Genomic DNA, 20,357 nt, shown 5'->3' with positions numbered 1-20,357 from the left:
TAAAAATAACCCTCAAAAAACAAAAAACCAGCATTTCGTAAAATGCTGGTTTTAATTTGAACACAAAATCTCTTATTCAGTGATGATTTTAATTCCTGGGATAATCTGTTGACTCTTTTTACCTTGCTTTTTAAGCCAGAAATAAAAGCCCACTAGCGCAATAGAAAAGAATGAAATCCACCCGATAGATTGCACTGGATGCTTAGCAATGTTGGCACCTTGATATACTACCGTTGCACTGCCATAAGCTAATGCAAAGGTCCATAGCGCAGCAAATCGAGCCCACTTAGCACCAAACTCATTCACTAATGCGCCCATTGCCGCAACACAAGGCGTGTATAGCAAGATGAAGAGCAAATATGAGAATGCTGCAATTTGGGTTGTGAAACCAGCTTGCAGTGCACTGAATGTTGAACTATCAACTTCAAGCTCTGCAGCGGCTTCTTCTAAATTTTCGACATTTCCAACATCAATTGATAAAGGATCTTCAGGGGCAATACCCAATAAGTTTTCAGGGATAGTACTTAATGCCTCAGAAAAACTTTCAGACAGACTCGCTAACTCTTCATCTTCGCCTGCTGGCGTGGCATATAAGCTGTTTAATGTGCCAACAACCGCCTCTTTTGCAAAAATACCAGTGATAATACCTACTGTTGCAGGCCAGTTATCTTGCTCTACACCCATTGGTGAGAAAAATGGTGTTACTTTTTGGCTTAATACACTTAGTACTGACTCGTTACTGTCTTCATGGCCGAAACTACCATCGGTACCAATTGCATTGACAAAATTCAGTAGCGTCACCACGATAACAATGGTTTTACCGGCACCTAAAATAAAACTTTTAGTACGTTTAACTGTGCGAGAGAAAACCGCTTTCGCTTTTGGCATTTCATAACTAGGCAGTTCCATCACTACCGCGCTGCTTGAACCTGGCAATACTGTGCTGCGAAGTAATAAACCGGTACCAATAGCAGCAAAAATACCAATGATATACAGTAAAAATACTAAGTTTTGACCTGAATCAGGAAAGAACGCCGCGGCAAATAAAGCATAAACGGGAAGACGTGCACCACATGACATAAAGGGCGCCATCATGCCGGTAACGATTCTTTCACGCTCACTACCCAGTGTCCTTGTTGCCATAATGGCAGGTACAGAACAACCAAAACCGACAATCATTGGTACAAACGCTTTGCCCGGTAAACCAATGCGTCTCATTAATCCATCAACGACAAATGCAGCACGAGACATGTAACCCGATGCTTCAAGTACAGATAAAGCAAGAAATAGTGCTGCAATAACCGGTATAAAGGTGGCCACGGTTTGAATGCCCTGACCTATACCGCCAGCAATAATTGTCACTAACCATACTGGAGCACCAATTGTGGTTAACAATGCACCTAAATGATCGACAAAAATAGCCCCAGCTGTAATATCAAAAAAGTCAATAAACGAGCTACCAACATTGATACTGAACATGAACATTAAATACATCACTAACAAAAACACCGGAACACCGAGTGCTGGATGTAAAATCAATTTATCGAGCTTGTCACTGGTGCTTTCAAACTCACCCACTTCGACAGAATGGCTAAATACTTTTTCAACAAAGTCAAAACGCGTAGTCGCAACAAGTACTTCAACGTCTGTACCTGATTGTTCAGCAATTTTAGTGCAATCATTAACTACGTCTTTTAAACTGGTGTTATTACACTGCCCGCAACCATTGCCGTTACCTAACATGGCTAGTGCGCGTCCGCGACTTAAATCACTTGCATGTTGTTGCAGGGTTTGTACGCCCGCTTCAATACTTTCATCATAATTAAGAATTAAAGCAGACTCTGAAATTTCGCCTTTGAGTAACTTTAAGACTTGGCCTTGCACCTGCTTAACATCATTTGACTCTCTTGAACAAACGGCAATCACAGGACAACCTAGCTCTGCAGCCATCTTTTCAAGATTGACTGCAATACCTAATTTTTTTGCCGCGTCTATTTTATTCAACACCACAACCATTGGAATACCGAGTTCTCTTAATTGAACAGTCAGGTACAAATGGCGTTCGATATTGGTTGCGTCTACAAGGTTGATAATGCCATCAATTCTTTGATCGGCTAAATATTGTTGGGCGATTTGTTCATCTAAAGAACAATCACAACTATTACCAGCAGGTAATAGATCGTAAATACCCGGCAAATCAGTTAAATGAATATCAGTGTTATCGAGAGTGAAATAACCGGTTTTCTTTTCTACCGTTACGCCAGACCAATTACCCACCTGCTGATTAGAGCCCGTTAATGCATTAAACAGCGTTGACTTGCCTGCATTTGGGTTGCCTACGGTGACGCAATGAAATTCTTTAGTCATTTGTTTTTACTACCTCAATAACATCCGCTAAATCACGGCGCATACATAAACGGCTACCACGTAAATCTAATTCAACTCCTGAACCCATCGGCGCTCTGCGTAACATTTTAAATGACGTATGAGGAGTGATGCCCATAGAGAGTAATTTACGCTTTACTGTTTGAGGTAAAGAGAGTTGGCCAACCTCTGCAATCTTAGCGCTATCGCCGGGATTGAGTTCACTAAGCTTCATAAAGCAGTTACCTTGGGATTATAAATATGAATTACACTAATTTTATATGAGCTAACTAAGCAAAACCTTTACCTAGATCATGTTTTACGAGTGCAAACGAGAATGGTTTTCAATTGTATTGTCAATTATGTGATAAAAGCCCAAAAGAAAATAGTGCTTTGAGTATTATATTTTGATAACGGCTAAATTGGCTGCTTATATGAGGTGTTTGTTTACTTAAATGTTAACGAGTGTCTTGAGTAAGTAGGCCAAAAGTAAATTCATCATGCCAATCGGGGCCTATTTTATAATTTTGTCTTAAGCAGCCTTCATTAATAAAACCACAAGCCGTCATTACCTTGGCTGAAGCGAGATTGTTAGTTGAACAGATACCAATATACTTGTGGACCCCAAATTGATGGATCCCCCAATCAATAACTGCGTTTAAGCTTTCAGTAGCGTAACCTTGACCGGACATCTCAGGTGCTATGATATAACCTACCTCAGCGCGCCTTAGCAAGGCATCATCACAATGAAAACCTGTAAAACCAATAAAAGCACCGGTGTGAATATCTTCAATCACTAACGTTAACCACTCTCCTAAATCAAACTCCCACGGTGCAAGTCTTGAATTAAATTTCTGTTTAATGGCTAACTCAGTCATTGGCTCACAGATATATTGGATGACATCAGGATTTTGATGCAGGCGGTTAAAACTGTCCCAATCCTCCTTGATTAAGGTTCTAATTTTTAATCTGTCAGTATATAACGCAATCATTAAGTGGTGACCTCCAATAAAAAAGGCAGCCTAAGCTGCCTTAATCAACATAAGGCGTTTAGCCTCTGCTGGTTACTTCTAATAAATGGTAACCAAATTGAGTTTTAACTGGGCCTTGTACTTCATTTAAAGGCGCGCTAAATACGACTTCATCAAACTCACGAACCATCATACCTGGACCGAAAGAGCCAAGTTCTCCACCTTGTGCACCTGATGGACATGATGAATGGGCTTTAGCAATTTCAGCGAAGTCTGCACCTGCTATGATTTGCTGCTTAAGCGTTTCACATTGTTCTTCAGAACTCACAAGAAGATGCCTAGCTGTTGCCTGTACCATTTATAGCTCCTTTGGCAGTTGATGCCATTAATTAGTCATTTTTTTATAAAAAATAAAAGGGAGCATAAATTGCTCCCTTGTTACTCAGATTACATTTACTAAACTATCAGTTATTGGTTATTTTGCCAATTCGGATTCAATCCAGCGGGCAATTTTTTTCTCCATGACTGCCATAGGTAACGAACCGGTTGTTAAAATTTGATCATGAAAGCCCTTAAGATCAAATTTATCACTAAGCTGGGCTTCAGCATCAGCACGTAATCTTAAAATAGTCAGCTGACCAATTTTGTAAGATAACGCCTGACCAGGGATAGCCATATAACGTTCTACTTCCGCAATAATGTCAGACTCTGCCATTGGCGAGTTGTCCTTCATATACTGAATAGCTTGCTCACGGCTCCAGCCTTTAGCATGTAAGCCAGTATCAACCACCAACCGCATTGCACGGAGCATTTCATCAGATAGCTTACCAAAGTACTGATAAGGATCGCTGAATAAGCCCATTTCGATGCCTAAGTACTCAGCATATAATGCCCAGCCTTCTTCAAATGCAGTATAACCTTGGAAACGTTGGAACTCAGGAATACCGGTTAACTCTTGTTTAATGGCAATTTGAAAGTGATGCCCAGGCGCGGCTTCATGTAAAGAAAGCGTTGTCATGCCCCACTTAGGCTGTGCTTTTAAATTAAAGGTATTAATATAAAACACACCAGGACGTGAGCCATCTACCGCAGGAGATTGATAAGAAGCCCCTGCTGCTGATTTTTCTCTAAAGCTTTCAACAGGTTTAACAACATAATCAGCTTTTGGCATCACGTTAAAGTATTTAGGTAACTCTTTATTGATGTCATCTTTTAGTGCCATATAGCCATCAATTAAGCCTTGGCGCTCACTAAAGAAATATTCTGGATCACTTGAAAGTGATGCGAAGAAAGCGCTTAAATCACCTTCAAAGCCAACTTGTTCACGTACTGTATCCATTTCAGTTAAAATGCGTTTTACTTCTGAAAGACCAATTTGATGAATTTCATCAACCGGCATTTTAGTGGTGGTATGACTATTTGCTAGCGTTTGATACCACTCTTTACCATTAGGTAATCCCCACCAACCATCAGAAGCTCTTGCGTAGGAAAGATAACTATCTTTAAAATAATTTCTTAAATCTGTTAAAGCTGGAATTAACTGAGATTGAATAAGCTTACTGTACTCTGCTGTTAATTGAGTCTTATCTTGCTCACTAAAGTCTTCAGGCATGATATTAATTGGTGCATAAAATAAGCTTTGCTTAGCCTCTTTAACCAATTGAGCATCTAACTGCGGGATAATACGTTCAACCAAGACTTTAGGTAACACAACTTTACTGGCGATCCCCTCATCCATTCTTGCTTGAGCCAGGCCTATCCAATTGATAAAACCTGTAAGACGACCTAACCAGTTGTTATAATCTTCAACGGTGTTAAAAGGCTGGGCACTTTCACCACTGCCCAATTGGATCATGCTGATAACCGTACTGTAAAACTGATTCATTGGCATAAAATGCTCAGGATACGACTCGGCAACAAGATCCATATGACGGTCATACATGAACATATCAAAGCTTAATTGTAAATCTGCAGGAAGTTCATTTGCATTAATTGATTTTGCTCGTTTTAGAAACTGACTATTTAGTTCATGTCGTTGTTTTAGGTAAGCCTCAGTTAATGAACCACCAAACTCAGCGTTGTAATCATTAACCCCTACATAGGTTGCATAGATAGGTTCTAATGCTAACAGTGCTTTAAAGTAATCATCTGCTAAAGCATTATATGCTTGTGCTGCTGTCTGGCTACTTTGTTGCGCGCTTTGTAGACTTGCGGTGCTTGAGTTGTTTGGACTTGTTTGCTCGCTGCATGCTTGAAGCGATAATAAAGAAGCAATAGCAACGGTCAGTAATGTTTTTTTCATCATCAGATCCCTGTCAGAGCCACAAATTTAGCGGCCTTAAAATATGATTTATCTTTTTAGTTATTATTTACAATGTATCGCAATTAGTTGTTATTAGTTAGCAAATAATTGTAACTGAGAATAACAATCTATTCTCTTTATACCTAAAAATACGACTCAAAAAAAAAGCCCCTTGAAAGGGGCTTTTTTCAAATTAACCAGATTACAAAGTAATATTGTTAATTCGCGCTTTTTCTTTGATATAAGAAATATAGCTGTTAGCGCTGCGCTTCGTTTTGCTGTGTTTAGCAGCACGATTTGCGCGCTTATAAGCAGACTTATATTGCTTCAAACTTAAATGGGCTAAAGTTAACTCAAGTTCAGCTTCACCTGGCTCATCCAAACCTGCTGCAAGTGCTTTTTCAAACACAGGAATTGCAGCTTTAGGCTCTTCAGCGATAGCAAGAATTTTACCTTGTTTAAGGTATAACTCAGCATCACCAGATAACTCAGCAGCTTGACCATATAATTTGGCTGCTTGCTTGAAGTTTTTAGCATTATGGTAGAAACCAGCTAAGATTTTAATCGACTTTTCAGTCTCTTTAATCAAACCAGATTTCATATGTTTTTCATAAAGCTTAGCAGCGTTATACGGCGCACCATTTTGCGACATAAGTTGTGCTAGACGAGTAATGTTACCATCAGACTCTAGAAAACCATTTTTATAAGCTAAATCATAAGTGGCTAATGACTTGGTATAATCTTCAGTCATCAAATAAAATTGCGCTAACTGTACCCATAAACGTTTATCGTCTTGGAACAGCGGTACCATAATTTCGAGTACCTTTACCGCTTCTTTATACTTCTTTTGATTGAAGTATGCAGTTAATTTCATTTGATAAAGGCCTTTATCAGGCTTCGCTACTAGAGAAAGTCCTTTATCGGCAACTTCAAGTACTTTATCCCACTGCTTAAGTTCGCTGTATGCAATACCGATACGACGGTATACAACAGGGTCGACTTTACAAGTAAAGTCCATCCACTTGTAGTAGTAAGGAATAGCGTCTTTAAACTTCTTTTCTTGTAGTAATAAGTCAGCATACAAACGTAATGTTGCTGCGTGATCTGTACCACCAAGAATGTCAGCATCTACTGCTGTTTTTAAATACTTGATTGACGTTGCCATTTGACCTTTTTCAGCATAGAAAGAACCGATCATTCGTCCTATATACGCTGCATCAAAATCATTTTTGGTATTCACTTCAAGCAAAATTTCAATTGCTTGGTCCAAACGTCCTTCTGTGTATTCTTCGAAAGCTTTTTGAACTTTCTTACCAGCACTAGCACCAACTGCACGAGATTGACGTTCATCAATTGGACATTTTTCAGCTGCTTGAGCAGTTGAAACTGTGAGTAGCGAACTACCACACAAAGTTAGTAGCAACGCACTAGCGATTTTATTTACTTTACGCATTATCTACCTCCTTTATCCAATGTGAAATCAAGTTGTACAGTCATACCAGGAACCTTCATAGCCTTACCATCAATGATTTTAGGCTTGTATTTCCATTTCTTTAACGCACGAACTGCTTCGCGGTCAAAAATACGTTTAGGTTCTGCTTTAATAACTTTAACGTCTTCGATGCCACCTAATTCGTTGATGGTAAATGAAAGTTGTACATAACCTTCTTTACCATCACGTGCTGCAGCAATTGGGTATTGAGGATCAATACGTACAATTGGTGTTGCATCACCGTCACGTGTCATCATGTTACCAAGTTTAAAACCTGTGCTAGCACCGCCAGCGACAACACCACTCATGTTAAATGCCATATTCGTATCAATATCTGATGACGTATCTGGCGGAGTAGTATCCGGTTTCGGTGGTTGCTCAGGTGGTGCTGGTGGCTTAGGTTTAACCCTAGGCTTATCCTGCACTTTCGTATCCTGCTTATCCATACTGATCTCAATAATAGGAGAATCAGTTGAAGTGTCGGCGCGTTTAGCGCCGCCACCGACCAAGAAGGCCATGAAGACAAACAGGGCGAAAGTAACAGCAGCACCAACTATGAGTGATACTATTGCTCTCAGCATATTAGTCTTTCCCCGCTGAAATCGAGATTTTGTCGATACCCGCTTTCTTTACGTTGTCCATAACCTTAACTACAAGGCCATGTTCTGCTTCTTGGTCTGCTTCGATTAATACAGCCGCTTCTGGTGCTTCAGCTAACATACGCTCTACGTTCGCTGTTACACGCTCGATGTCAACCTGACGGTTTTCCATCTTAATTACGCCTGTCTTACTCACACCAATAAAGATGTTTGCAGATTTTTGTTGTGTCGCTGTAGAAGCTTCAGGTTTCTTATAATCAAGACCTGATGGCTTAATGAACGAAGTCGTCACAATAAAGAAGATCAACATGATAAACACGATGTCGAGCATCGGAGTCATATCTACTTGTGCTTCTTCTTCTACACTAAAATGCTTTTTACGTGCCATTTTCAATACTCTCTCTAGTGGTGTGGCAAGCTATCTTTTAGCTTTTCGAGACTAATTTTCAATTTTGCATCTAATCGAGTGCTAAAAAATACACCTGATAGTGCTGCTACCATTCCTGCCATTGTCGGCATGGTTGCCATTGAAATACCAGCCGCCATCATACGAGCGTTACTCGTACCATGAACTGCCATCACATCGAACACTGCTATCATTCCGGTTACGGTACCTAGTAGACCAATCATTGGACAAATGGCTACTAATGTTTTGATAAGCAGCATACGAGCATTCATATCTTGCTTAGCTTGGGACACCCAAGCTTCACGGATACGGTGTGCATACCAAGAGGTTGAATCCTCTCTATTATTCCATGCGTTGATAATCGCTTTATGCTCTTTTGGTGCAGTTAAATTGATATACCAAAAACGCTCAAGCATTAACACCCACATTAGAAATAGCACTGCCGCTACCAACCAGAGGATATCTCCTCCGGTGGCCATGAAGCCCCTGACAGAGTCCCAAACATCCATCAGGATTAGCATCATTAGTCAGCCCTCTTCTCAGCGTGCTCTGCAATGATACCAGCGCTTTGTTCTTCAAGAACTTGAACTACTGACTTGCTACGAGCGATAACAACTGCGTGCATAAGCATTAGAGGAAGTGCAGCAACAAGACCTTGTACCGTTGTCATCAATGCCATAGAGATACCACCTGCCATTAGACGTGGATCACCAGTACCGAACAATTGAATTGTTTGGAAGGTTGCAATCATACCGGTTACTGTACCAAGTAGACCCATCATAGGCGCGATAGCTGCTAGAACTTTAATGATTGAAATACGTGCTTCTAGAGCTGGCGTTTCTTTCAAAATAGCTTCATCAAGTTTAAGTTCAAGCGTTTCAACATCAACGTCTTTGTTTTCTTGATAAACTTTAAGTACACGACCTAATGCGTTATTACCTGGGTTTGCAGTATCTTTACGTTGAGCTTTAACTTTAGCACCAACAATATAAAGAGTAACTAAACGCTCAATTGAAATTAGCGCACCAAGAACAAGTAAACCGATGATGATGTAACCAATTGGTCCACCCGCTTCAATACGCTCTTCGATTGTCGCTTTTTGAGTGAATACACTTAGTAACACACCACGTGCAGGGTCAACAAACAGCTTTTCATAGCCAGAAGTCGCACTTGTAAATGACTTAACACTTGATACTTGTGCACTACCTGGTTGCTGTGAAAGCTCTTGGATTAGACCAAGGTCAGCGTTGTAAACAACGTATTTGCCATCAGCAAGTAAGTTATATGCACCAACACGAGTAACTGTAGTATTAGTAACACCGCCATCTAAACCTGTTACATCAGCATCGAAAGTAACAACTTTACCAGATTCGACCATTTCAAAAAGTTGAGCTTCCCAGAATTGTTCTAGCTCATTAATTTTTGGAAGTTCTTTACGAGCACCAAGTTCTGCAATAAATGCATCACGGCCAGGGAACTGTGCAGTAATGTTAGAACCAACTAACTTACCAGCAAAGTCACCTGCTTCACCTTTAACAACACCGAACATTTCGCCTAAGTCACCAGAAGCAATCTTACGATCTTCTTCTAATTGTGCGATTTTACGTTCGTTATCAGTAAATGCTTGCGCTAGATCTTTACCACGTTGTCTTTCAGCTGCAAGCGCTGATTTTTCACGTTTAAGAAGAGCAGCTTTATCGCCACGCTCATTTAAGAACTCTGCTTCACGCTTCTTATTGGTTTTAGTCGCATTAGCACGGTCTGTTTGAACTTGCTTTAATAGTTGTTCAATCGTTTTTGGTGCATCTGCAGCGCTAACCATACCTGATGTTAGTGACAGAGTTGCAGCAACGATTGCTGTAGTAATAAACTTTTTCATTATTGTGCAGCCTCCGCAGCAGGGATTGGTAAGGCGAATAGATCAGGAGCACCTTGACCACGAGCCTGTTTAATAGCTTTGCTTAAGTTACGAAGATAGCTATCTTCTAACACATCCCAACCTTTAGTTTCTGCGTTATACATCCAAGCTGACTTTTGGTCTTGGCTTTGAGCGTATAGGCTTACACGACCGAAGTTTAAGAAATCAACTAGAATTTCTTTACCATCAATTTGTAATTGACCAGTTTCTGCAATTAACTTAGAACCATATTCACGTTCAATGTTATACGCATCTAAGATCAAGCGGTACTTTTCAGCAAGTGTTACTTCAGCGCTATTTAATGTATCTTTTAAGCGTTGAACACGAGCTTCACGAGCGTCTTTGTTAAATGGTAAGTCTAAAGCGATAAATTGCTCTAAAGCGTCTACCATTTTAAACATTAAAGGAACAACACCTTGTCTAAGAGCATCAACACCGTCGATATCGTCTTGGATAAGTTTCATTGTCGCCTGTTGGTCTGCAACCAATCCGGCAACATAGTCATTGTATGATTTTAAAGATTCGCGTTCGTCAGCAACTGAGCCATACTCAAAAAGCATGTCTTGTGCTTGATCAAAATACTTATCAACTTTGTTTTGCGACGCAGCAGCATCAGCATGAATTTTGCCGTCTGCTTTTTGTACGTCACTTAGAGGATCTGCAATCACGAAGTTGCTGCTAGCTAATGCAAGCGCGCCAACAAGTGCAGTAGCGATTTTTGTTCTATTGCTTACCTTGGACATAGTTCCCAACCAATTTATAGTGAATTAGAAAGCTTTAACTCGAAAGTAACAACTGCGATTTTATTGTTAACCGATGTTGCACTCACTAAGTGTATCTTTCTCTTGTGATTGTTAGTTTTTTCTTCCCTATTCTATACCCGCTAAGGCATAGACCCGCTCGCATCATTTCACAAAATGTTGACCTGTGTCAACAATTGAGGACATCAAAAACTAGTGAAAAGGAGAGTTAACAAGGCGAATCTGTTTGAAAGAGTATTAATTGAACATTTGATTTTAGTTTAATGAGTAAATCTTAAACAATTGCATAAAAAAATGCCCGTTACTTACGTAACAGGCATTTTGTGTCCAAAACTATTAATTAAAATGCATATGAACCAGATAAGTAGTAAGTACGACCGTAAGAGTCAGTATAACGTGGATCATAACCTACCTGATGTCCTGCACCGCCTGAACGTAAGCTCAGTGATGGCTGTTTATCTAATAAATTATTAATACCAAATACTACGCTTGCGTGATCGGTGATATTCCAACGTGATTGATAATCAAGTTTGGTATAAGAGCCCACTGATAGTTGTACATCTTGACAGTCACCAAAGGCATCATTTTCTGTTACGCTACAGACTTCTTTAGATTGAAATTGATCTAAATAGCCTGAACGATAGTTAAAGGTAAAGTTATGATAAAAATCATCATGCTCATATCCCGCTTGTAACTGACTAACGACGCGGAATGTTACTGCATTATTATCACCAAACTTACCTAAACTTGAAATATAATCATCGGTAGTACCTGGACGAGTATACTCACTTTCAATGGTGTAAGTTCCGGTCAAGCCAAAGTGAACTGTACCGTAAGAAAGATCTGTAGCACTATTAAAATGCCAATCAAGACCTGAGTTTTTAGATTTACCTACGTTCACGTTAGCTTGCAAAATAGCTAACTCATCTATGCCTGTTGCGGTATTTGTTTTATAAGTAAATAAATCATAATACTTTTCAGGTTCAGCAAAAATCTGTGCTTCAGTTAAAGAAGTAACAACATCTTCCATTTCAACTGCCCAGTAATCAAGTCCAAAACTAAATTGGTTAGATGGAGCATATACAAAGCCTGCAGAGTACTGAGAAGATGTTTCAGATTTTAGACCTGGGTTGCCTTGTGAAAATACATTATATTGCTGAGAACCAGGCTTACACCAAGCTTCTTTTGCATCTCCAGTACCTTCAAATGGACATTGGTAATTACCACCAGTTACACCTGCTTCTGCACGTGGTTGACCGATTGCTAACATTGATGGCGCTTTAAAGCCAGTGCCATAAGATGCGCGTATTAGTAAGTCTTCAGTTGCTTGCCAGCGGCCGCTTAACTTATAAGTAACATCATCATCGCTATCATTTATGGTTCCGCCATTTAGATTATCATCTACTGCACCAATGTTGTCATAACGTAAAGAACCGGTGATATCGAATGTATCTGTTAATGGAACATTTAATTCAGCAAAAGCACCATATACTTCTCTAGACATAGAGTAAGGTTGATCAGCACTTAAGAATAGTAAGATAGATTCTTGGTTTGCATCAGATAGCGAATAATCATAATCATAGGTTCTATAATCTGCACCTGCAGCAAAGTACGCATCATTACCATTAACTTCAAATACTGGCATTGATAGTTTAAAATCAAGAGCATTCATGACTGTCTTAGAATTAGACCAATCACCACTGTAAACAATACCTGCAGCATCTACTTCTTCTTGAGTTACTGTACCTGCAGGAGCAAAGATATCAATTGCGCCACTTTCTACAGCATCAACAAATTTAGACTCAATTAACCAACCTGTTGGGTAGTTTTGATCCGTATCATTCACTGAGTATGTATAAGCTGCGTCAAAATCAATATTGTCACCAATAGTGCCTTCTAAGCCAGCAACAAGATGAGTAGATTTAGTGTTCCACTCAGTTGTACGATTTCCTGCTGGCAATGCACGCCAAACACCTAATCCAAAATCAACATCCTCTGGATTGTAACCCGCAGGTAAATTAGGAGTAAAATATTGATCAAATAACGGGCTGTCTGTTGAAATCAGTACGCCACCAGATGGATATGGTGCGATACGAGTTGTCATTGAATAATCTGAATAAGTACCTTCTACAAAACCAGTTAAATTATCGGTAATTGCAAAATCAGCTTTTAATAAGAAACTATCACGCTCTGACTCAGGTTGAATTTCAATAGTCGTTGTATAATCGAACCAGCACCAATCACCAATAGATGATGTATTTTCTGCACAAACACCAGTTTCATTGCGATTTGGGTTAAAATCTTGAGTTGTACCATCAGCAAAGTAAAAACGACCATTTCCTGGTATTGCATTTGGTGAGCCGTTAAAGAAAAATAAATCTTTACCTTTGCTCTCAAACTCAATCATGCCAGTTTTTGCGAAGTCACGGTCTGTAGCTTTTAGTTGCTCTTTGCTATCATGGCTATACGATAACATTACGTTAAAGCCATCAGTGTCAATATCACCAAAACCAGTCGTGATACTACCATTCCAGCCCGAACCACCGTCTTCTTCAGGTAGTGAGTAACGACCTGTGATTGTGGTTTCGTTTACATTATCTTTTAATACGAAATTTACAACGCCAGCAATAGCATCTGAACCATATAATGCTGATGCACCATCAGTTAACACATCTACGCGTGCGATTGCACTTAATGGTATTGAGTTCAAGTCGATAGTACTTCCTGAACCACGTGGCGCCATACGGCGTCCATTTAATAACACTAGCGTATATGCTTCACCAAGATCATGTATCGAAGCAGTACTAGTACCGCCACCACTACCACCAACTGAATCAGATGTAGTCGTAAAGCCTTGCATTGCAGGTAATTGCTGCATTAAATCAGCAACATTGTCTACACCTGTGCGTGCAATATCCTCTGCTGTCAGCACTGTAACGGGCAATGAACCTTCCATGTCTGTGCGTTTAATTGCAGAACCTGTTACTTGAATACGTTCTACTTTTTCGCCTTCTTCAGCAGCGAATGCTACTGGTGAACTAAGTGCTGCCGCAGCGGCACCGCTAATCATTGCTAGACGCACTGATTTAGCTAATAAATTCTTATGCATTGTCAATCTCCCTGGACTTGTGTCTTTCTTATTGTTCCAACCTTATTAATTTAGGTTGGTTAACGAAGTTGAACATCGCTCAACCACATTTCGTATGCAATAAAATCACAAATAAAACATTAATTCAACATATGTTTCATTAATATCGGGTCAGTTAACATGTTTAGAATGGTTATTTCGTCCACAAAAACATACAAAAATAGAGAATTAAACTACACAGCCACCTTAAGCCTCTGTATTTAATAGCATTTAAAAATAACAAATAACAATTTAAAATGTTGCAGAATTGTTCCGATCGGCTATTTTATACCCACAACAATAAATAGATATGTGGTCAAATGACCTTCGAGACTTACAATTAATTAACAAGCAGACGGTCGCTATGAATTTTAAAGCAAAAAAAACACCCCTTTCGGAGTGTTTTAATGGGTAGTTGTTAAATTTTAATTTTATAAAATGTAACGAATACCGAAGCCAATGCCATCATCTTCACTGATCTTCATTTTGTCTTCGTTTGTTCCGCGGAAATCACTGCTGTCGATACGACCTTCAAAATAAAGGATGGTGTTTGTATCCCAGATATAATGAATACCTGCTGTAGTGAATTGACGCTTAAATACTTCGCCTTCATCAGCGCCTAATACGTTATCAGCATCTAGCATGTTGTATGCTAAGAAAACACGGATGTTGTTGTCAAAACGATATGATACTAATGACTCAACACCTTTAGAACTTTCGATCATACGGCCAATGTTATCTGTGTCATGAAATTTATTTTCATTGTAGTTAGCAGAGAAATAAATACCTTCTGCATCCCAGTTACCATAAGTTACGCTTAAGCCGTAAATTTCATCACGCTCTTCAATGCGGGTGCCGTTCTCTAATTCACCTTCAAATTTACCCGTGTTGTAACCAATACCAACAGATAATTCATCAGTGAATTGATACATAGCCGATAAACCGAAGGTATTACCGTATTCTACAGTACCTAGTGACTCTTCATCACTAATACTTGGTGCATCAGAAAAACCATCTACGTTCTCATCTTCGTAAATAACGAATTCATTTTGCTTTAACTGTACTTGCGCACCAAAACTGAATTTATCAAACGAGTTACGGTATTGAATGGTTTTATCACCACGGCCTACACCGTTAATAGCGCCATCAGCTTTATTGTATGTGTATACACCTGCAGCATTACCATCCCATACGATAGGGTAGTTTGTTCCGGCAACAACGTCGTACCAAACACCCCATTGCTTACCTAGGCTGATTGAGCCGTAAGTATCATTTGATACGCCAACGTAACCTAAACGGTTATTTAGAAAGTCATCGCTTTGTGATTCAAATTGACTACCAGCACTATAAACGATTTCACTGTTACCGAATGGGTTAACACCCCACTCGAATTTAGCAAAGGTTGCCCAACCATCATTCATTTGACGATCAAAGGCGAAGTTAATACGTGATGCGCCATTGACGATTTCAGTTTCACCTTGGCCACTATAAATACGTGCATCGATGAAACCACCAATAGCAACAGAGTTTTTCTCATCTTTATAGATTTCGATAGCAGAAGCTGTTGGTACAAACATAACTGCTGCAAGTGTTGATGCGATTAAAGTCTTTTTCATCGAGCTAAACCTTCCCATTTCATTTTCATCATTAATTATTTTAAATAATCTATTTGCATAGAATTTTTCCATTAACTGAAGGCTAGCATGATGAATTAGCATGAAACAAAGAGATAAATCGATTAAATATCATAATAAACTAAATAAGCACATTGCAAAGCACAAACCACTACCAAAAGACATAAAAATGATAACGTATCACCATAAATTACACAGCCAGCAACATTAAAGTAACAACATCTGATTGCTCACAAGACTATCAAAACTGTCACCTTTGAGCCCTAATACTGGTTCTGCAATGGGCTCGATTTGTTTATCAAGGTAATATTGGTAATCAATTGATTCATTGGTTGCTTCTATAGGTTGCGCACCATTCAGAGTCATCCTGTAAGCGATCATGGTGCCTCTTTTACCAAGCTCCGAATTACCTGTTATTTGACATAGACGCGTTGCGGCTTTCACATGTGGTGAAGATTTAGCCGTATAATCTTCAATGTTACGCTTTAGGCGTTTTCTAAAAATTAGTTCATCATCAAATGAGCCATTTTGAAGCTCCTTAATTTGCTTTAACAAGTAGCCTCTAACGTCCCCTTGGCTAAATAATAACAAGTATAAATGATATTGCATTCTTCTGGCTAAAGGGCTCCAATCACTTCTGACTTGCTCCATGCCTTTAAAGGTCAGTGCTAATTGTCCCTCCTTGTCAGTGGTTGCCCCTACATAGCGTTTTTTACTGCCAGCATCTGAGCCTCTTAATGTCGGCATGACAAATTGATTAAAGTGACTTTCAAATTCAAGTTCCAAATAACTTTTTAACTGAAACTTGGTAGCACAAAAATCGGCCCATTTTTGGGTAATTTCCTGTGCCAGCATATGACCTAACTCACTAATATCGTCTATTTGATGCTTTTCTCCTAACCACACAAAGGTAGAGTCGGTATCACCATAAATCACCTTATAACCCAACTCTTCAATCCAAGCTTTGGTTTGCTTCATGATTTGATGGCCACGCATGGTAATCGAGCTTGCAAGCTTGGCATCATGGAACACACAGCCTCTAGAGCCCAATACGCCATATAAAGAGTTCATGATTATTTTAATGGCTTGGGACAGAGGTTGGTTGTTAAGTTGTTTGGCTTGCTCACGCTGCTGCGCGAGTGTTGTTATTAGCTCTGGCAATATGGGGTTGTCTCTGCTAAATCTTGCATTGAGAAAACCCGGCACAGTCACTTCGTCAGGCTGCTGTTCGCCCACCACCAAGCCTTTGGGATCAATCAAAAACGTTCTAATAATTGATGGATAAAGGCTTTTAAAGTCCAACACTAAAACATCTTTGTAAAAACCCGGGATAGAATCCATCACATAGCCACCAGGAGATTCAAGTCCATCACTAGCTGGGTGAGCAGGGGCAACAAAACCGCTTCGATGTAAGTGCGGTAGGTATAAATTATTAAAAGCAGCAACAGATGCGCCAACGCGGCCAAATTCTAAGCCGGTTAGTTTGGCCCGTTCAATGGCAAAAGCCAGCAACTGGGTTTTATCAAAAATATCCCATACTAGGCGGCAATCGGTAATATTATAAAACGCCAACGCGGGTTTATCATGGGCAAACAAATGACAAATTTCTTGGCCACGATTATCTACATGATCAATAGCCTTGCCTTCATTTAGTAATTGTTGCGACACATGCTCTAATGAATAGCGTTCAAAATGATAAAAAGCCGCTTTAATCCAATCGATGCCATCTAATACCACTCGGCCAGGCAAGGATAAGGTTTCAGGGCGATGCTTATCTTCAACCTTCCAGCTTAATACCGTCGCCCCACGACCAATGGTTAACGGTATCGAATGTAACTGACAACGTTTAAACAATAGTGACAAATCAAAAGTGACGACCGCCCAGCCAATAATGACATCAGGATCATATTCGGCAAACCAAACAATTAATCGCTTAATAAGCTCAACTTCGGTAACCACCCACTGAATATAGTGCTCTGACTCTTGAGGCTGTCCCACCATAATGACTAATTGATAATCTTGCCCATATAAGCCAACTGAATATAACTCGCCGCTAGGGCTACATTCGAAATCCAACGAAATCATAGAAAGCGAGATGTCATTATCGCTTTTTCTTGCTTTTACAGCTTGGTACACCGGCAATTGACTTAAGCTGGTATTCTGACTGTTACATAAATCAGCCTCTAAACTAGATTGCCCGATAAACTCAACATCAAAGGCAATAAAGCGTTCTATCAAATATCGCTGCTCTGCCCTAATATCTGCCTCATAAATCTCAATCCCCATATCATTGGCAATCCGCAATAACTGCCTTTGTACACTGGCTGACTTTAAATAAATACAGGCGATAGCTTGGTGATTAAAGTTTTTAAGCGCGATAGTTTCGATTCTGCAACCTTGATGAATATGTCCTGCGAGTTTTGGTATATCTATTTGACGGCAAAAACACACTACTTCAGCCCCGTCCACTTCTATCAGCACAGGGCCAGATCTCGTTTTTAAATAATATTGCAATATAAGTCGACCATCACGAAAAGCTGAATGCCGCGTCAACACTCGCCCTTTGATAGAAGTCACCTTATTTACGCTTACTGTCATAGTTTTTGGCTCGATTAAATATTTCGTGCAGTTCAATTCACTGTTATTATGTACAGCATATAACAGCGAACACATAAACAGTAAGCAAAGAATGCGAATAGGTCACTCATGTTAACGGATAAAGTCAAAAGTCAGATCCGCACTATCTATAAAGATATCGCGGCGGCAATGCCAAATTTTCGCTCTCGCCGTGAGCAAAACTATATGGTGGCTGAAATATCTAAAACACTGGCCGGTGAATATGACAAACACCGTCGCATTATGGTTTGTGAAGCCGGCACCGGTATTGGTAAATCCTTATCCTATATTCTTGGCACGATTCCGTTAGCCATTGCCAGCAAGAAAAAAGTCTGTATAGCAACGGCAACCGTAGCATTACAAGAGCAATTACTGCATAAAGATTTACCCTTCTTTTTGCAACAGTCTGGGGTAGACTTTAAATTTGGTTTAGTCAAAGGCCGTCAGCGTTATGTTTGCTTAGCAAAGCTTGAAGCCATGATCGGCCCCGAAGACACCTCACAAATGGCGATGTGGCAGACAAAGCCTGATCAAAGCCAGATTGACCAACTCAAAAAAATCCATAAAGATTACCAAGATAAAAAGTGGAACGGTGAAATCGACACTTTAGAGCAACCTGTTCCTGACTTTTTATGGCAGCAAATATGCTGTGATAAACACAGCTGCCATCGTCAGTTATCCAATCATCATAACTGCCCTTTTCATAAAGCCCGTGAAGATGTCGAAACCTGGGACGTACTCATTGTTAACCACAGTTTGTTATTTGCCGACTTAGAACTGGGCGGCGGCGTTATTTTACCAGAGCCTGAAGAGATGTTTTATGTCATCGATGAGGCGCATCATCTGCCAACAGTTGCCAGAGATTTCTCCAGCGCCCAAGCAAGTCTTCGCGGCACAGCTGATTGGCTAGAAAAGGCAGGTAAAACCTGCTCTAAATTACAAAACCAATTAAAAACCACTCATATTATTGCACCAGTGCAAGCGATGCTAGATCACATTAATGAGCTGGTTAGCCAGCTTAATCAAGTGGCACATTTTTGTGATACCCAGCCGCAGCTCTTTGCCAACCCAGAAACCCGTTTAAGATTTGAAAATGGCAAATTACCAGAGTCATTACTCATACAGGCCGAAAACTTAGCTTCAGCATCGAATTCTGCATTAAAGCAATTTAATAAAATTCAAACCGTTTTAAGTGAAGCGATAAAAGATGGTGAGTTACCTAAACATCAATCAGAAACAGTGCTTTCAGAAGCAGGCTTTATTTCCCAGCGTTTAGAAAACTTGCATAAATTATGGAAAATGCTCGCTAAAGAAGACTCAAAAAAAGGTGCGCCCATGGCGCGCTGGGCTGAACTGATCACAGGTAAACAACAGGATTATTTATTTTGTGCGTCTCCTATTGAAGTGGGTTTCATGCTCGAATCTATGCTGTGGCAAAAAGCCGCAGGTGTTGTATTGTGCAGCGCAACACTGCGGGCGCTGAATAATTTTAATCATTTTGCCCATCAAGTCGGGTTATCATTAAATGATGGCAGCCGCTTTTTGGCGTTACTATCGCCATTTGATTATCAAAATAATGCCACATTATTTATTCCTCAAATGAAGAATGAGCCTACAGATGAAGCCTTTACCGATGAGCTTGCAGAGCAGATATTGGCATTAGTTGAAGATGAAATGGCAACATTGGTGCTGTTTGCCTCTTATTGGCAAATGGAAAAGGTGACAGATCAAATTATTGGTAAAATGCCTAAAGAGCAGTTATTTGTTCAAGGAACTATGCCAAGACAACAGGTGCTAACTCAACATAAAGCCCGTTGTGATGCCGGAAAAGCCAGTATTATCTTTGGCACAGGCAGTTTTTCAGAAGGATTAGATTTACCTGGGGATTACCTTACCAACCTGATTGTCACCAAACTGCCCTTTGCAGTGCCGACATCACCAGTTGAACAAGCACATGCGGAATATATAAAAAGCAAAGGTGGCAACCCTTTCCTACAATTAACCATTCCAGATGCGTCACGTAAATTAATCCAAAGTTGTGGTAGATTACTGCGCAAAGAAGACGATTATGGCCGAGTGACTATTTTAGACCGCCGCCTAATTACCAAGCGTTACGGTAAATCGTTACTCGATGCCCTACCGCCATTTCGTAAAGTTATTGAATAGG

General features: G+C 39.9%; 15 protein-coding genes. 1 reads left to right on the top strand and 14 read right to left on the bottom strand.

The genetic code is table 11. The annotated features are described in order from the left end of the window. Positions 1–72: 72 nt before the first annotated feature. The 14 genes from feoB to Q4533_RS02015 form a co-directional block, all read right to left on the bottom strand. Complete coding sequence (feoB, locus tag Q4533_RS02080; RefSeq protein ID WP_303501652.1) at positions 73–2,367, bottom strand: Fe(2+) transporter permease subunit FeoB; 2,295 nt, start codon at positions 2,365–2,367, stop codon at positions 73–75. After that, on the bottom strand, positions 2,360–2,599 hold the full coding sequence (locus Q4533_RS02075; RefSeq protein ID WP_076537007.1) for a FeoA family protein: 240 nt from the start codon (positions 2,597–2,599) through the stop codon (positions 2,360–2,362). Before Q4533_RS02075 ends, feoB begins: the two co-directional genes overlap by 8 nt. A 223-nt stretch (positions 2,600–2,822) precedes the next feature. Continuing rightward, the gene (locus Q4533_RS02070) at positions 2,823–3,356 is read right to left on the bottom strand and encodes a GNAT family N-acetyltransferase (protein ID WP_102476361.1); all 534 of its coding nucleotides are present in this window, start codon (positions 3,354–3,356) and stop codon (positions 2,823–2,825) included. Positions 3,357–3,414: 58 nt separating this feature from the next. Continuing rightward, positions 3,415–3,693 carry a peptidylprolyl isomerase gene (locus tag Q4533_RS02065; protein ID WP_076537011.1) on the bottom strand — a complete coding sequence of 93 codons (279 nt, stop codon included), beginning with the start codon at positions 3,691–3,693 and terminating at the stop codon, positions 3,415–3,417. Positions 3,694–3,810: 117 nt separating this feature from the next. After that, complete coding sequence (locus Q4533_RS02060; protein ID WP_303501702.1) at positions 3,811–5,637, bottom strand: DUF885 family protein; 1,827 nt, start codon at positions 5,635–5,637, stop codon at positions 3,811–3,813. 202 nt (positions 5,638–5,839) lie between these two features. Further along, positions 5,840–7,090: a tetratricopeptide repeat protein gene (locus Q4533_RS02055; RefSeq protein ID WP_303501650.1), complete on the bottom strand. Its 1,251-nt coding sequence runs from the start codon at positions 7,088–7,090 to the stop codon at positions 5,840–5,842. After that, positions 7,090–7,710: an energy transducer TonB gene (locus Q4533_RS02050; protein ID WP_076537016.1), complete on the bottom strand. Its 621-nt coding sequence runs from the start codon at positions 7,708–7,710 to the stop codon at positions 7,090–7,092. Before Q4533_RS02050 ends, Q4533_RS02055 begins: the two co-directional genes overlap by 1 nt. A 1-nt stretch (position 7,711) precedes the next feature. Beyond that, on the bottom strand, positions 7,712–8,116 hold the full coding sequence (locus tag Q4533_RS02045; protein ID WP_076537018.1) for a biopolymer transporter ExbD: 405 nt from the start codon (positions 8,114–8,116) through the stop codon (positions 7,712–7,714). A 14-nt stretch (positions 8,117–8,130) separates the two neighbouring features. Beyond that, positions 8,131–8,658, bottom strand: coding sequence for a MotA/TolQ/ExbB proton channel family protein (locus Q4533_RS02040; protein ID WP_076537019.1), 528 nt, complete (start codon positions 8,656–8,658; stop codon positions 8,131–8,133). Then, positions 8,658–10,013, bottom strand: coding sequence for a MotA/TolQ/ExbB proton channel family protein (locus tag Q4533_RS02035; RefSeq protein WP_102476363.1), 1,356 nt, complete (start codon positions 10,011–10,013; stop codon positions 8,658–8,660). The genes Q4533_RS02040 and Q4533_RS02035 overlap by 1 nt, the downstream gene beginning before the upstream one ends. Further along, positions 10,013–10,795, bottom strand: a complete 783-nt coding sequence (locus tag Q4533_RS02030; RefSeq protein WP_102436074.1) for a DUF3450 domain-containing protein — start codon at positions 10,793–10,795, stop codon at positions 10,013–10,015. Before Q4533_RS02030 ends, Q4533_RS02035 begins: the two co-directional genes overlap by 1 nt. A gap of 358 nt (positions 10,796–11,153) precedes the next feature. Next, a complete protein-coding gene (locus tag Q4533_RS02025; protein ID WP_303459900.1) occupies positions 11,154–13,922 on the bottom strand; it encodes a TonB-dependent receptor in 2,769 nt (922 codons plus the stop codon). A gap of 449 nt (positions 13,923–14,371) precedes the next feature. Beyond that, complete coding sequence (locus Q4533_RS02020; protein WP_303501649.1) at positions 14,372–15,556, bottom strand: porin; 1,185 nt, start codon at positions 15,554–15,556, stop codon at positions 14,372–14,374. Positions 15,557–15,781: 225 nt separating this feature from the next. Then, positions 15,782–18,172 carry a DNA polymerase II gene (locus Q4533_RS02015; protein WP_303501648.1) on the bottom strand — a complete coding sequence of 797 codons (2,391 nt, stop codon included), beginning with the start codon at positions 18,170–18,172 and terminating at the stop codon, positions 15,782–15,784. A gap of 108 nt (positions 18,173–18,280) precedes the next feature. Here Q4533_RS02015 and dinG point away from each other — a divergent pair, with 108 nt between their 5' ends. Further along, complete coding sequence (dinG, locus tag Q4533_RS02010; protein ID WP_102436084.1) at positions 18,281–20,356, top strand: ATP-dependent DNA helicase DinG; 2,076 nt, start codon at positions 18,281–18,283, stop codon at positions 20,354–20,356. Position 20,357: the final 1 nt, after the last annotated feature.

It is taken from the genome of Shewanella sp. 6_MG-2023 (assembly GCF_030547195.1).
In the GTDB taxonomy this organism is placed as follows: domain Bacteria; phylum Pseudomonadota; class Gammaproteobacteria; order Enterobacterales; family Shewanellaceae; genus Shewanella.
Note: the sequence above shows the minus strand (reverse complement) of the source record. Positions and strands in the feature narration are given on the sequence as shown.